Consider the following 14,215-nt stretch of genomic DNA (forward strand, 5'->3'; position numbering starts at 1 on the left):
ATACTAGAACACGTTCTCGTTTTGGTCGAGATGGAACCGCCCCGACCCCGTGAACGTTGTGTTTCGCGCCGGGTCAGAAGTCCTGCGGCTGGGAGAAGAAGCCGTCCGGGTCGTACGCCGTCCGCGCCTGCGCGAGCCGGTCCGCGTTGGACCCGAAGTACGCCGCACGGTAGTCGGTGATCGTGGGGTCGGCGTAGTTGACGTAGGCGTGGTGGCCCCAGTGCGGGAGCATCGCCGCGCGGAAGCCGTGCACGTAGGCGTCGGCGGTCGTGGCCCGGCCCGGCGGGAAGGTCGCGGTGTACTGCACGGTCGCGAGCGCCTGCCGGTGCACGAAGGCGGTGTCGTCGGGCGCCAGCTCGCGGACCTTCCCGCCGAGGGCGTCCATCGAGACACCGGCCTCCTTGATGCCGGACGCCTGGGCGCCCTGCACCTGGTCGAGCAGGTCGGCGATGCCGCGGTGGTCGAGCGCGTCGTACGCCACGTGCGAGGTCGCCGCGAAGGCCTCCCGCGCGCCGGAGCCGGCGAACGCCGCCATCTGGTCGCGGTAGCTGCGGGTGTGGGTCGACCGGACACTGGGCGCCGGGACGTGGTCGAGCAGCCCCGCGAGCTGGGCGTCGAAGGAGCCGGTCGGTCCGACCCAGGTCCCCGAGAGCAGCAGCGTCGGCTCTCCCGGGTGGGCCTCGCCGCCGAGCGCCTTGAGCGTGGACCACAGCCGGGCGTCGGCGGTCGGCGCCCAGTCCTGCCAGGCGTCGATCACCTTTGCCGCGGCCGCGAACGGCCACTCGAGGTAGACGGTGCTGACGGTCGGGGCGGCCACGGTGTCGAACTCGAACGACGTCACCACGCCGAGGTGTCCGCCGCCCCCACCCCGCAGCGCCCAGTAGAGGTCCGGCTCCTCGTCGGCGCTGGCGGTGCGCACCCTGCCGTCCGCCGTCACGACCTCCATCGACCGGACGGCGTCGCAGGTCAGCCCCATCGCCCGGGTCAGCACGCCGACGCCTCCCCCCAGCGTCAGACCACCCACACCGACGGTCGCGCACGACCCGCCCGCGATGGCCCGGCCGGCGCCGCCGATCCTGTCGTAGACCGGCGCGAGCGTCGCCCCGGCGCCGATCGTGGCGGTCGCGCCGTCGACGCGTACGTCGGACAGCGAGCGGCAGTCGAGGACCAGGGCCCTCGGCGACCCACCGCCCGACCATCCCGGATAGCTGTGCCCTCCCGACCGGATCGCCAGCGGAAGGCCGTGCTCCTGCGCGAAGGCCAGGCCGGTCGCGACGTCCTGCGCCGAGGCGACCGTGAGGACGGCGAGCGGCCGCTGTCCGTCGTACCGCGGGTTCTGGAGCAGGCGGACCTGGTCGTACGTCGGGCCGCCGGGTCGTGCCAGCGAGCCCTGGACGTGCCGGCGCAGCTGCGACCACGGCACCGGCCCGCCACCGGACGGGGACGGCGCGGGCGGGCTCGTCGACACCGAAGGCGTGGGTCGGGCCGGTCCCGGCGGGTCGGACGAGCAGGCCGCCAGCCCGCCCAGGGCGGCGGCGCCCAGGACGCCGCGCCGCGTCCAGGTGCTCACTGCCCACCACGCAGCAGCTGGCCGAGCGCGACCCGCCGGAGCCGGGTCCACTCGACGGAGGTGAGGACCACGACGGCGCCGACCAGGCAGGCCGGCCCGACGAGCACCCACACCGGGACGCTGACGGACGGTGCGCTCGCCTGCCCGGTGACGCTCTCCAACGACAGCTGTCCGAACATCACGACGGCAGCACCGAGACCCAGGGCGAGACCGGCGAGCGCCCCGACCAGGACCGGTGCCGCCAGCTCACCGCCGAGGACGCTCCGCAGCTGGCGGTCGCGCAGCCCGAGAGCACGCAGGCGTCCCAGGGACGACGCGCGCGGGCCCGCCTCGCTCGCCGCCATCATCACGACGCCGAGGAGCGCGAAGAGCAGCAGGAGCGCCGAGGCACCGAGGGCCAGCCCGACCAGGACCTTGACCAACGGGGCGGCGCGGCGGGCGGCCAGCTCGTCCGCGTAGACCACGACCGCGTCCCCCGGCCCGGCCTGTGCCCGCAGCGCGGATGCCGCGCCCGGCCCGACTGCCCACACGGTGTCGGGCTCGGCCACCCCACCCGCTCGGGCGTAGGTCGCCGCGTCCACGACGACGACGGGTTCGACGGTGTCCCGGACGCGCGGCGCCGTGCCGACCACCGTCAGCTTCACCGCGGGACCGCCGGAGCTGCGGACCGAGAACCCGTCCCGCAGGCCGGCCGGCCCACCGAGCACCAGGGCTGGCACCCCGGCACCGTCCCCCCGGACCAGCCTCCCGAGCTGGGGCGCGTCGGGGAGGGCGCTGGCGGCCAGGAGACGTTCGTAGGCCGCCGCATCGACCACCGTGAGCAGCACCGTGTCGGCGCTCGTCCGCGACGTGGCGGGCACCAGGTCGTCGATGCGGGCGGCGACGGCGGCCCGGACTCCGGGGGCCGCCTCGAGTGCGGGCACCAGCTGGGCGTTCGGGCGTCCTGGGGACAGCGTCGCGCGGGCGTCGCCGCCCACGCTCAGCAGCGCACCTGCCGCCTGCCCGCGCTGCTCCGTGCTGGTCAGCGCGATCGCGAAGGTGAGCTGCGCGACCGTCACCGTGATCACGAGCAACGGCAACGCACGAGCGCCCGTCTCCCGCACCCGGGCCGCCACGAAGAAGGCGACGGCGCCCGAGCTCCGGCGGGTCGCGTCGAGGAGCAGCCCGGCCAGCGCGGGCACGCCGGCGACGACCAGCAGCGCACCCGCGACCGCCCACCAGACGGGAGCGCCGGCCGCCGTCAGGTCGCCGCCCTCGCCCACGACGCCCCGCTGACGCAGGGCGAGGAAGGAGAGCGCGGCGGCCGCGACCACCGCAGCGACGGCCACGGCGCGGCGCAGCTGCCGGCCACGCGCCAGGACCCGCCGGGCGTTGCGGTTGGCCGGCGTACGGCGCGGGTCCGTGGCGCGCGAGGAAAGCGCCGCTCCCCTGGCTCCTGCGGCGGCAGCGGCGAGGAACGGCACCATGAACCACCAGGACCATCCCGCGTCGCCGGTCACGAGCCACGCGCCGAGCACGCCGACGAGGACCCCGGCCAGCACCCAGCCGGCGGCCTCGATGAAGAGCTCGGCGGCGATCTCGGCCAGCGTCCCACCGCGTTCCCGGGTCAGCAGGACGGACGGCGCCCGGCGACGTACGAGGAGCTCCGCGGCCAGCCAGAGCACGAGCAGGGCACACACGAGCAGGGACAGGAGCAGCACGTCGGCCTGTCCGCGCGCGACGGCGACCTGCGACCGGCCGTCCTCCAGGACCCGGTCGAGCTCGCTGTCCCAGACCGCTCCGCCCGGCACCTGCGGGGCCGCCTTGAGGGACCCGATGGCCCGCAGCAGCTCGTCCGAGTCCGACCACCGGACCGCGTCCGGGCGCGGGGTCGCGTAGATGCGCTCGGTCAGACCGTCGGCGGGCAGGGCGAGCTGCAGGTCGGGCAGCGCTGCGGCCGAGACGAGCGCCCCGGCCGACGCGGTGCGCACGCCCGCGGAGACGCCCTGGACCGGGTGCAGCAGCTCCGGCACCGGGAGCCAGGTCCGTTCGCCGGGGTCGCGCGCCACGAAGACCCCGCTCACCAGGGCCGAGACCGGGCGCGCCTGCTGGTCCTTCATCGGGAGCCGGTCGCCGGGTCGGAGCCCGAGCGCCTTCGCCGCAGCCCTCGACAGGGAGACCTGGACGGTCCAGACGGCATCGGCGGGCAGCTCGGTGCCCGCACGGCCTGCACCGACCGTGGGTCGCGGCGGACCCCCCGAGACGTAGCGCACGCCCGGAGGGCCGGCCGGGCCGTCGAGGTACGCCAGCGTGAGGTAGCGCCCGGGACCGGCGTCGAGCAGCTGCAGGGGTGTGCTCGTGGCGCTGGTGGTCCCCGGTTGCACCACGCGGGCGACGCGCTGCGGGAGCAGGCGCTGGGCCCCGGACACGGCCGCCCGGAGCTTCGCGGCCGCCCGGGGATCACGCGCGCGCGTGTCGTAGAAGACGTCGCCGCGATCGAACGTCCCGACCACGGCGCCCTGCGCCCCGGCCCGGCGTACGGCGTCGGCCAGCGCCCGGTCCGAGGCGCGCTCGGTCAGCGGACCCGCTGCCGCCAGCAGCGAGGTCGTGAGCGCGACGACCACCGCGATCAGCACCAGCGGACCAGGGTCGGTGCGCATCCGTCCGACGATGCTGGGCGCGTGCAGCCTGGGTCGAGGGAGCATCGTCACTCACTCTCCCGGAGCAGCGTGAGGTTGGAGGCACGGACCTGCACGACCGCAGCCGCGACGGCGATCGCCACGGAGGCGGCGACGAGGCCTCCCGCGAGCAGGGCCTCGGTCCCCCAGGGCCACACCAGGACGGCTTCCGGGACCGGGGCCGTCCCGTCCTCGGCCCGGACCAGGTCGCGACAGAGAGCGATCGCTGCTCCCGCGCCGAGCACCACGCCGGTGACGACGAGGGCGACCAGGAGCAGGCCGTGCTGGACGAAGACGAGTCTCCGGGCTGCGGGCCGGGGCAGCCCCAAGGCGCGCAACCGCGCGACCTCGGCCGTCCGCCTGCGCTGGTCGGCGCTCACGACCAGCACGGCGCCTGCGAGGAAGAGCAGCACGCCGGAGCCGGCGACGGTCGCGTAGGCGACGGGGAGGACGACCTGCATCGGGCCACGGGCCAGGTCGGACGTCACCTGTCCCCGCGTCGTCACGGCGCCCAGCTCCAGCCCGCGCAACGCGCCGACCGCTCCGCCGGCGGGATCGGACACCCAGAAGGCGTCCACCGCGGGCTCGAGCTGTCCGCGGCCGATGAGCGCGCGGGACACATCGTCCACGTCGGCCAGCACGGCGACGCGCCCCGGGGCCGAGGGGACCGTCGGCACGATGCGCACGACACGCAGCGTGAGGTCGCTGCGGCTGACCGTGGCGGACAGCTCGCCGCCCACCTTGGTGCCGAGGGTGTCGGCCAGCGCCTGGGAGACGACGACCGGGAGCGACGGCGGCGGGTCGAAGGACGTGGCGAGCACCTCGCCGGCCTCGTACAGGAGGTAGGAGACCTGCACCTGCGCGTCGGTCGTCAGGACGGTCGCGCTCGCGGTCCGGCGCACGGAGACCGACGAGCTGGCGACGACGCCGTCGGAGCCGTCGGCGCCCATGATCTGCTCGTGCCAGTCGGGACCAGGGTCGCCACCCCGTCCGGGGATCCGCAGGGACACGGAGACCGGCGAGGCCGAGTAGTCCTCCGTCGCGGCGGTTCCGCCGTCCTGGAGGCTCAGCCGGACCGCGACGACCTCCCCGCCCGCCCCGGGTTCCGATGACCACCTGAGGGGGTGGGACCTGCCGTCGAGCGGCACCGGCTCGGCCTCGAAGGGGCTGCGGAGCCCCGTGGCGTCCTGCACGACGACGGTCGGCGTCACGGAGACCAGCACTCCCCGGGGAGCGTGGCCGACCACGCTCACCCCGGTGCCGCCGGCCGGCAGCGCGACGCCTCGGACCGGGTCGTCCGGCAGCAGGTGGGCGCCGATGCCGGACCACGTCGCTCCTCCGTCGAGACCTCCTCGCAGGAAGGCGCCCGCGTGCCGCGAGTCGATGGCGACGAGCTCGGGAGGGTTCCCCGGACGGCCGAGGTAGGTGCCCAGGGTCAGCGGACGTGCGGTGACGGGTGACACGAGCGTTCCGCCGGCCGCCGGGCCGGCGCCGAGGGCCGCTCGGACGATGCTGGTGGCGTCGTCGGCCGCGGGCGGGGCGTCGAGCGCGAGGGTGAGGTCCGCCCCGACGCGCAGGTCGGCCTGGTCGCGCTGCGAGCGTTCCCACGTGGCATGCGTCGCGACGCCGAAGGCCGCGGCTGCGGACGCCAGCGAGAGCAGCACCAGCGCCGTCCCGGCACCGAGACGCAGTGCCGGCGGGTTGAGGGCGACCGGCAGGAGCGACCGGGACCGACGGGCGGCCGCGGCGACCGTGGCGAAGAGGGGCGGCAGTGCACGCACCGCGACGACGGTGACCGCGGTCAGGCACACCGCGGGAGCCAGCAGCAGCACGCTGTCCGCGGAGGCGGACGTCGACGACCGCGAGTCGAGCTGCCACCAGGCGGCGACCGCCGCCAGGAGGAGCAGCACGTCGAGCCCGGAGCGGGCCCACACGCGTCGTCGCCCCGGTGCACGGTCCGCAGCGGGGCTCAGCAGCGGCGACACGACCAGGACCAGGCTGAGGACGAGGGCGCCCGCTGCCACCACGCCGACGAGGGCCCAGGTCACGGTCGGCGCCTCGGTCAGCCCGGCGTCCCGCACGCTCGGGAGCCGGGTCGCCGCGGCGTACGCGACCGCCGCCAGCGGCACGGCCAGGACCGTTGAGGCCGCGGCGAGCAGGCCCGACTCGACCAGGGCGGAGCCGAGCTGCTGGCCGCGGGAGAGGCCGAGGGCGGTCATCAGCTCCCGCTCGCTCGTCCGGCTGTCGGCGAGGAGCCGACCGGCCAGCACGAGGGCGGCGATCCCCAGCATCGTGTCCAGCAGCAGGGCGACGAGCACCGCCGAGCGCGTGGTGGCCTGCTGGGCACTCAGCCGATCGAGCGTGGCCGGCAGGCCCGACCCGACCCGAGTGATCTCGGCGGAGTCGCCCACCCGCTCCGCGAGCAGGGTGGAGGCACCGCCCAGGGACCCCACCGTCGCGCGCAACGCGGCTTCGTCGGAGGTCGTCAGGTCGGGTTGGCCGTCCACCCGAAGCGCGTCCACGTCGAGTCCGGTGCCGGGGAACGCCGCGTCGTCGACCAGGAACGGTCCGTACGCCGCCGTGGTCACGCCGCCGGTGGTGAAGGCCGGGTCCGAACCCGCGCCCGCCAGCGGGTCGCTCCCGGCGGCCGGGTCCGGCAGCGCCCGGAACGTCCCCACGATGACGACCCTCGCCCGGTGCTCGCTCGCACCCAGCCCCGCGCCGGGCCCCAGGGTCAGCCGATCGCCGACCTGGAGGTGCAGGGCCCGGGCCGCGGCGTCCGGGGCGACCGCCTCGACCGGCGACCCAGCGCCTTCACGGGGCCAGGTGCCCGACGTCAACGTGCCGCGCCCGGCGGCCGCGTCGGTCGTCGCGAGGTAGCCGAACCGCCCGGTGTCCCCGATCTGCCGCATCTCGGAGGTCGCGGTGCTGACCAAGGTGGGATGACCGGAGGTCAGGACGCCTCGGACGACGTCGCCGGCCTCCTGGCGGGTGACGTCCAGGTCGCTTCCCGCCACGCCCACCACGTAGGCGGTCACGCCGACCTCGTCGGGCTGCGAGCGCTGCACCTGCTCGGAGAACGACCGCGGACCGCTCACCCCGAGCAGCAGCGCGTAGAAGCCCATGAACGTCGTGGCCAGGGCGACCAGGACCACGATCGCCGACAGCAGCCGACGTTGGACCCAGGCTCGCCGGAGGACGAGCCTCAGCACGGCAGGGTCATCTCAGGTCCCGACCCGGCCGTCGGCGATGGTGAGCACGCGGTCCGCCAGCGCGACCAGCACCGGGTCGTGGGTCGCCACGATCGCGGTGACCCCCTCGGACTCGACGATGCCGCGCAGGAGGGCCATCACGGCCAGGCCGGTCTCGGCATCGAGCTGGCCGGTCGGCTCGTCTGCGACGAGCAGCCGCGGGGACCCGGCCAGCGCTCGGGCGATCGCGACCCGCTGCTGCTGCCCGCCCGACAGCTCACCGGGTCGCTGCGCGGCGTGGTCGCTCAGCCCGACCAGGTCGAGGAGCAGCGCCGCCCGGTGCTCGCGCTCGGCGACCGGCGTACGGCGCAGGCGCAGCGGGACGCCCACGTTCTCGGCAGCGGTGAGCGCCGGGAGCAGCCCGAAGGACTGGAAGACGTACGAGACCGACTCGCGACGCAGCTCGCTCAGACCCGCGTCGTCGAGTGCGGTCACCTCGATCCCGTCGACGTGGACCGTGCCGGTGTCCGGGCGGTCCAGGCCTCCCAGCAGGTTGAGCAGGGTCGTCTTGCCCGAACCGGACCGGCCCACCACGGCGACCATCTCGCCGGGTGCGACGTCGAGGGAGACGTCCCGCAGCGCGTGCACGAGGGTCGGCTCGGAGCCGTAGGTGCGGGACAGGCCACGTGCCGAGACCATCGGCGGTGCCGAGGGTGACGTCATCGTGCCTCACCACGATCGGAGCGGATCTCGATGCTGTCCTCGGTGAGCGCCAGGCGGACCCGATGGGTCAGCTCCAGGGCCTCGCGGAACTCGCGCGGCACCTGGACGCGTCCGGCCCGGTCCATGACCGCGAACTCCTCGGCGATCCCGGTGCCGCCCTCGAGCTCGTGGCTGCGCAGGACCTCGCTGCTGGTGCGGCCGTCGCGGATGGCGACCGTGCGGGCCACCTGGCCGCTCACGCCGGCGTCGTGGGTGACGATGACGACCGTGGTGCCCCACTCCTTGTTGGCCGTCCGCAGGGCCCCGAAGACCTCCTGCGCCGTGGCGCTGTCGAGCTCCCCGGTCGGCTCGTCGGTCAGCAGGACCGAGGGACGGTTGGCGAGCGCGACGCAGATCGCGACCCGCTGCTGCTCGCCTCCGGACATCTGGTGCGGCTTCAGGTGGGCGCAGTGCTGCACGCCGAGGGTCTCGAACAGCTCCTCGGTCCGCAGCCTCCGCTCGCGGCGCGGTACGCCGGCGAAGCTCTGCGGGAGGTCCACGACCTGGGTGGCCGTCAGGTACGGCACCAGGTTGCGGGTGCTCTGCTGGCGCACGAACCCGACCACGTGCCGGCGGTAGTGCACCCGCTCGCGGCGCGTCATGCCGAGCAGGTCGTGCCCGGCGACCCGTGCCCGGCCGGCGGTCGCTGCGTCGACGCCGGCGAGCACCTGGAGCAGCGTCGACTTGCCGGACCCCGAGGCACCGACGATCGCGATCATCTCGCCGTCGTGCACCAGCAGGTCGAGGCCCTGCAGCGCCTGCACCTCGACGGTCTCGGTCTGGTAGATGCGGAGCAGGTTGTCGCACACGATCACCGCGTCGTGACCGAACTCGCGCGGGCGTTCGGTGGTGCCTGCCATCTCCCGATCCCTCTGTTCCACGGATCAGGCCGGCGCGAAGGTCGCCCGCATCGCGGCGATGTGGGCTGGAGTCGAGCCGCAGCAGGCACCGACCAGGTCGATCCCGAGCTCCGCGAGCCTGCCGGCGTGCGCCGCCAGGACGTCGGGCGTGGCGTCGTACTCGAAGTGGTCGCCGACGACCTGCGGAAGCCCGGCGTTCGACTGGGCGACCAGGAGCAGACCGCTGGGGCGGGCCTCGACCATCTGGGCTGCGATCAGCTCCATCTCCACGGGACCGCGGCCGCAGTTGGCCCCCACGGCGTCGGCGCCCGCCGCGGCGAGGTGGACCACGGCGTCGGCGGGGCGGACGCCCATCATCGTGCGGACGTTGGTGTCGAAGCTCATCGTCACCACGACCGGCAGGTCGGGGGCGACCTCGCGCGCGGCAGCGAGCGCGGCGTCAGCCTCGCCGAGGTCGCTGAGCGTCTCGACCAGCACCAGGTCGATCCCGCCCGCGACCAGCGCGGTGAGCTGCTCCGCGAAGAGCGCCTGCGCCTCCTCGCCGGTCAGGGTCCCCAGCGGCGCCAGCAGCTCGCCGGTCGGGCCGAGGTCGCCGGCCACGAGCAGCCCGTGCTCGTCGGCCACTGACCGGGCGAGCTCAGCCGCCCTTCGGTTGACCTCGGCGAGGCGGTCGCCGAGCCCGTGCATGTCCAGTCGCGGCCGGGTCCCGCCGAACGTGTTGGTCGTCAGGACCCGCGCCCCCGCCTCGGCGTACGCCGTGTGCGCGGCGCGGATCGCGTCCGGGTTCTCCAGGTTCCAGAGCTCGCCGGGCGCGCCGTCCTCGAGGCCGCTGTCCTGCAGCAGGGTGCCCATGCCGCCGTCGAGCAGCACCGGGCGGTCCGCGCGGAGGAGGGCCGCGAGCCTGTTGGTCGGCTCGGTCGCCGGCCCGGTCATCGGCCCAGCCCGTGGAGGTAGCCGGTGCCCCCCGGGCGCCTGAAGTCCGTCATGGTCGGAGCCTAAGGTGCGCACCGGGCCGATGAGGCCGATCTCAGCAGGAGCACCAGGGCGAAGCGCCACGCGCATGGCCCGAACGGGTCATGGTCGGGCACGGGGCCCGGGAGGACCGTCGGAAGATCATGTGATCATCCGAAAGGGGGCCTGCCATGTCCCGGCCGAGGACGCCTGCCGCCGAGATGGCCGCCGTGACCGAGGTTCGCGGAGCACTGTCGCGGACCGGACGCGAGAGCCAAGCCAGCCACCGACTCCTCCTGGCCATGCCGGAGGAGCCCGGCTTCGACGAGCTGATCACCGCACACCAGGAAGCGCCGGACCAGTACGCCCAGATCCACAAGAACTTCCAGCACTACCGCGGGACGTTGCAGGAGCTCTACTTCGCGAAACGGATCCACGCCGGCGCGGGAGTGCTTCGTCCCAAAGGGCTGGCGGGTCGGTTGGTCCAGAAGCGATCACTGTGCGTGCGGTACGACGGGTCGGCCACGGCCAGTGTCCAGCCCGAGTTCGAGACCGCCATCTGGAGGGCTCGTCGGATGGAGCGCAAGTCGTTGCTTCTCCTCGGCGGACGGTCGCGCCGGGTGCTGCTCGAGATGATCTACTCGATCATCGTCTACCTGCTGAGCGTGCTCGACGCCACCGAGCCCACGAACGGGAAGAAGCTCGACGCCGCCGCCCGCGAGGAGCGGAACCTGCGGGTGGACTCCGCCATCCAGTCAGCCCGTGCCGAGCTCACCCGGCTCGACCGGTTCGTCGACGAGGCGGCCAAGAGGGCCTCCCTGCGCGACTACCTCCTGGGCATTCCCATCGGGATGTTCGCGTGCGGCCTACTCATCTACTACGCCGACGGATGGACCCACCCCCTGGCCGGGAAGGGCCTGGAGGACCTGGCCGACCAGGCCCGGGTCTGCTTCGTGTGCGGCGCGGTCGGTGGCGTCGTCAGCGTGATGGCCCGGATCACGCGGCGCTCGGCGCTCAACATCGACAGCGCACAGGGCCACGGTGTGACCGGCCTCGCCGGCGCCATCCGTCCGCTGATCGGGGCGGTCTTCGGGTTGGCGCTCTTCGTGTTCGTCACCGGTGGGCTGGTGCCGATCGAGGTTCCCGCCGACCAGTGGAAGGCCAACCTGTTCTTCGCCTCGGTGGCCTTCCTCGCCGGGTTCAGCGAACGGTGGGCCCAGGACACCATCGTCCACAGCGCACCGTCGGTGACGTTCACCCGGGCCTCGGCGGGATCCACCCCTGCCTCGGGCTCCGTCGCACCGAACGACACGGATGCCGAGGGCGACCTCGTCGACGACGACCCCGACGCCTCGACGGGGCAGAACGGCGCCGGGCACGGGGCCGCCCGGGCGACCGCCGGCTAGGAGTTGGCGGCCAGCTTGTCCTGCTCGGCCTTGAGCATCAGCGCGATGTCGATGAGCTGGTCCTCCTGGCCGCCGATCAGCTTGCGCCGGCCGGCCTCGAGCAGGATCTTCGCGCCGGAGACGCCGTAGCGGTCGGCCGCGTTGCCGGCGTGCTTGAGGAACGAGGAGTAGACCCCGGCGTACCCCATCATCAGCGTCATCCGGTCGAGCTGGCACTCCTCCGGCATCGCCGGCTTGATGACGTCCTCGGACGCGTCGACGATCGTGAGGAAGTCGATGCCGGTCTTCCAGCCGAGCTTGTCGCACACGCCGACGAACGCCTCGAGCGGCGTGTTGCCGGCGCCGGCGCCGAAGCGTCGGACCGAGCCGTCGATCTGGGTGGCGCCCGCGCGGGCGGCGATGACGGTGTTGGAGACGCCGAGGCCGAGGTTCTCGTGGCCGTGGAAGCCGACGGTGGCCTCGTGGCCGATCTCGGCGACGACGGCGGCGACGCGGTCGGCGGTCTGCTCCATGACGAGCGCGCCGGCGGAGTCCACGACGTACACGCACTGGTTGCCGGCGTCGACCATGATCCGCGCCTGCTTGGCGAGCACCTCGGGCGGCTGGGTGTGGCTCATCATCAGGAAGCCGACGGTCTCCAGCCCGAGCTCGCGGGCCAGACCGAAGTGCTGGATCGAGGTGTCGGCCTCCGTGCAGTGGGTCGCGATCCGGCAGATCTGGCCCCCGTTGTCCTGCGCGGCGCGGATGTCGTCCTTGGTGCCCACGCCGGGGAGCATGAGGAACGCGATCTTGGCGCGCTTCGCGGTCTCGGCCGCGATCCTGATCAGCTCCTGCTCGGGCGTCCTGGAGAAGCCGTAGTTGAACGACGAGCCGCCGAGGCCGTCGCCGTGGGTGACCTCGATGACCGGGACGCCGGAGTTGTCCAGCGCCTCGACGATGTCGTGCACCTCCTGCCCGGTGAACTGGTGCCGCTTGTGGTGCGACCCGTCGCGCAGGCAGGTGTCGGTGAGCCGCAGGTCCAGGCCGCTGCCCGGGTCGGTGTCGGTCCAGGTGCGGGTCAGGGTGTTGAGGTCGCTCATGCGTTGCTCCCCAGGATCGAACGGGCGATGTTCTGGCCGACCTGCGTGGCCGCGGCGGTCATGATGTCGAGGTTGCCGGCGTACGGCGGCAGGAAGTCCCCCGCGCCCTCGACCTCGACGAAGACGCTCACCTTCGTCTGGCCCTGGGTCGCGCCGGACGGTTCGTCGATCTGCGGCTCCTGGAGCAGCCGGTAGCCCGGCACGTACTCCTGCACCGCCTTCTCCATCGCGAAGATGCTGGCGATGATCGCGTCGCGGTCGGCGTCGGGTGCGACCGCGCAGTAGATGGTGTCGCGCATGATCATCGGCGGCTCGGCCGGGTTGAGGATGATGATCGCCTTGCCGCGGGCGGCCCCGCCGATGCTCTCGACCCCGGCCGCCGTCGTGCGCGTGAACTCGTCGATGTTGGCGCGGGTGCCGGGACCAGCCGACATGGACGAGACCGAGGCGACGATCTCGGCGTACGACACCGCGGCCGCGCGCGAGACCGCGGCGACCATCGGGATCGTGGCCTGGCCGCCACAGGTGATCATGTTGACGTTCATCGCGCCGACGTGCTCCTGGCCGTTGACCGGCGGGATGACCGCCGGCCCGACCGCGGCGGGAGTCAGGTCGATCGCCCGGATGCCCGCCTCCTCGTAGCGTGGGGCGTACTCCCGGTGGACGTACGCCGAGGTCGCCTCGAAGATCAGGTCCGGCAGCACGTCCTGCTTGAGCAGCCAGTCGACGCCCTCGTGGGTCGACTCGAGACCCTTGCCGGCCGCGAGCTTCAGCCCCTCGGAGGACGGGTCGACGCCGATCATCCAGCGCGGCTCGATCACGTCGCTGCGCAGCAGCTTGTACATGAGGTCGGTCCCGATGTTGCCGGGTCCGACGATGGCGGCGGTCAGCTTCTCGGTCATGTGCTCACTCCTTGAAAGTGACACTCAGCGGCGCGAAGCCGCTGATGGTCGCCACGACCCGGTCCCCCGGGGCGAACGGCACGAACGGGCCCAGGGCCCCGGACAGGATCAGGTGGCCGGCGCGCAGCGGGTCGCCGAACCGGTATGCCTGGACGGCGAGCCAGCGCAGCGCCTCCAGGGGGTCGCCGAGGCAGGCGGCGCCGTTGCCGGACGAGCGCTCCTCGCCGTTGATCGTCAGCGACATGGTCACGTCGACCGGCTCCAGGTCGTCCAGGCTCCGGCCCTCCTGGCCGACGACGAAGAGCCCGCTCGACGCGTTGTCGGCGACGGTGTCGGTGAAGCCGATCGCCCAGTCGGCGATCCGCGAGTCGACGATCTCCAGCGCCGGGAGCGCGACCTCGACGGCGTCCCGGACCAGGGCGATCGTGATGTCGGCCTCGTCGGCGGGGTCGATGTCCTTCGCGAGCACGAAGGCGACCTCGCCCTCGACCCGCGGCTGGAGCAGCGGGCGCATCGAGATCGGCTCGCCTCCCTCGGCGGCGCCGGCGCTGACGTCCATCTCGTCGAGCAGGTAGCCGAAGTCGGGCTGGTCGACCCCGAGCTGCCGCTGCACGGCCTCGGAGGTGGCCCCGATCTTGCGGCCGACGACCGTCGCCCCGGCGGCGAGCCGCGCCTCGACCAGGCCCTGCTGGACGGCGTACGCCGCGGGCAGGTCGTCGGTGCCGATCAGGTCACGGACCGGCGCGCACGGGACCCCGGTCGCCAGCGCCTGTGAGAGTCGCGCCACGGCAGCGCCGATGGAGTCCTGGGAGGTCACGACACGATAGTAGAACCTGT

General features: G+C 73.9%; 10 protein-coding genes. 1 reads left to right on the forward strand and 9 read right to left on the reverse strand.

The features are described from left to right. Positions 1–73: 73 nt before the first annotated feature. From ABEA34_RS22085 to ABEA34_RS22110, 6 genes are read right to left on the reverse strand one after another with little or no spacing between them, the layout of a single operon-like run. Entirely contained in the window at positions 74–1,570 is a 1,497-nt protein-coding gene (locus ABEA34_RS22085; protein ID WP_345523869.1) for an FAD-binding oxidoreductase, read from the reverse strand. Further along, positions 1,567–4,209 carry an FtsX-like permease family protein gene (locus ABEA34_RS22090; RefSeq protein ID WP_345523870.1) on the reverse strand — a complete coding sequence of 881 codons (2,643 nt, stop codon included), beginning with the start codon at positions 4,207–4,209 and terminating at the stop codon, positions 1,567–1,569. Before ABEA34_RS22090 ends, ABEA34_RS22085 begins: the two co-directional genes overlap by 4 nt. A 47-nt stretch (positions 4,210–4,256) precedes the next feature. Beyond that, positions 4,257–7,439 carry an ABC transporter permease family protein gene (locus tag ABEA34_RS22095; RefSeq protein ID WP_345523871.1) on the reverse strand — a complete coding sequence of 1,061 codons (3,183 nt, stop codon included), beginning with the start codon at positions 7,437–7,439 and terminating at the stop codon, positions 4,257–4,259. A gap of 12 nt (positions 7,440–7,451) precedes the next feature. Beyond that, positions 7,452–8,141 carry an ABC transporter ATP-binding protein gene (locus ABEA34_RS22100; protein WP_345523872.1) on the reverse strand — a complete coding sequence of 230 codons (690 nt, stop codon included), beginning with the start codon at positions 8,139–8,141 and terminating at the stop codon, positions 7,452–7,454. Next, complete coding sequence (locus tag ABEA34_RS22105) at positions 8,138–9,040, reverse strand: ABC transporter ATP-binding protein (protein WP_345523873.1); 903 nt, start codon at positions 9,038–9,040, stop codon at positions 8,138–8,140. The genes ABEA34_RS22100 and ABEA34_RS22105 overlap by 4 nt, the downstream gene beginning before the upstream one ends. Positions 9,041–9,064: 24 nt before the next feature. Continuing rightward, positions 9,065–9,973 carry a homocysteine S-methyltransferase family protein gene (locus ABEA34_RS22110; RefSeq protein WP_345523874.1) on the reverse strand — a complete coding sequence of 303 codons (909 nt, stop codon included), beginning with the start codon at positions 9,971–9,973 and terminating at the stop codon, positions 9,065–9,067. Between the two features lie 209 nt (positions 9,974–10,182). Between ABEA34_RS22110 and ABEA34_RS22115 the strand changes: the two genes are divergently transcribed. Continuing rightward, entirely contained in the window at positions 10,183–11,397 is a 1,215-nt protein-coding gene (locus ABEA34_RS22115; RefSeq protein ID WP_345523875.1) for a hypothetical protein, read from the forward strand. Here ABEA34_RS22115 and dmpG read toward each other — a convergent pair. The 3 genes from dmpG to ABEA34_RS22130 are packed head-to-tail and all read right to left on the reverse strand — an operon-like array spanning position 11,394 to position 14,195. Further along, positions 11,394–12,476: a 4-hydroxy-2-oxovalerate aldolase gene (gene dmpG, locus ABEA34_RS22120; RefSeq protein WP_345523876.1), complete on the reverse strand. Its 1,083-nt coding sequence runs from the start codon at positions 12,474–12,476 to the stop codon at positions 11,394–11,396. The two genes, ABEA34_RS22115 and dmpG, sit on opposite strands and share 4 nt — an antisense overlap. Beyond that, positions 12,473–13,378 carry an acetaldehyde dehydrogenase (acetylating) gene (locus ABEA34_RS22125; RefSeq protein WP_345523877.1) on the reverse strand — a complete coding sequence of 302 codons (906 nt, stop codon included), beginning with the start codon at positions 13,376–13,378 and terminating at the stop codon, positions 12,473–12,475. The genes dmpG and ABEA34_RS22125 overlap by 4 nt, the downstream gene beginning before the upstream one ends. A gap of 4 nt (positions 13,379–13,382) precedes the next feature. Next, positions 13,383–14,195 carry a 2-keto-4-pentenoate hydratase gene (locus ABEA34_RS22130; RefSeq protein ID WP_345523878.1) on the reverse strand — a complete coding sequence of 271 codons (813 nt, stop codon included), beginning with the start codon at positions 14,193–14,195 and terminating at the stop codon, positions 13,383–13,385. Positions 14,196–14,215: the final 20 nt, after the last annotated feature.

Source organism: Nocardioides conyzicola (assembly GCF_039543825.1).
GTDB lineage: Bacteria > Actinomycetota > Actinomycetes > Propionibacteriales > Nocardioidaceae > Nocardioides > Nocardioides conyzicola.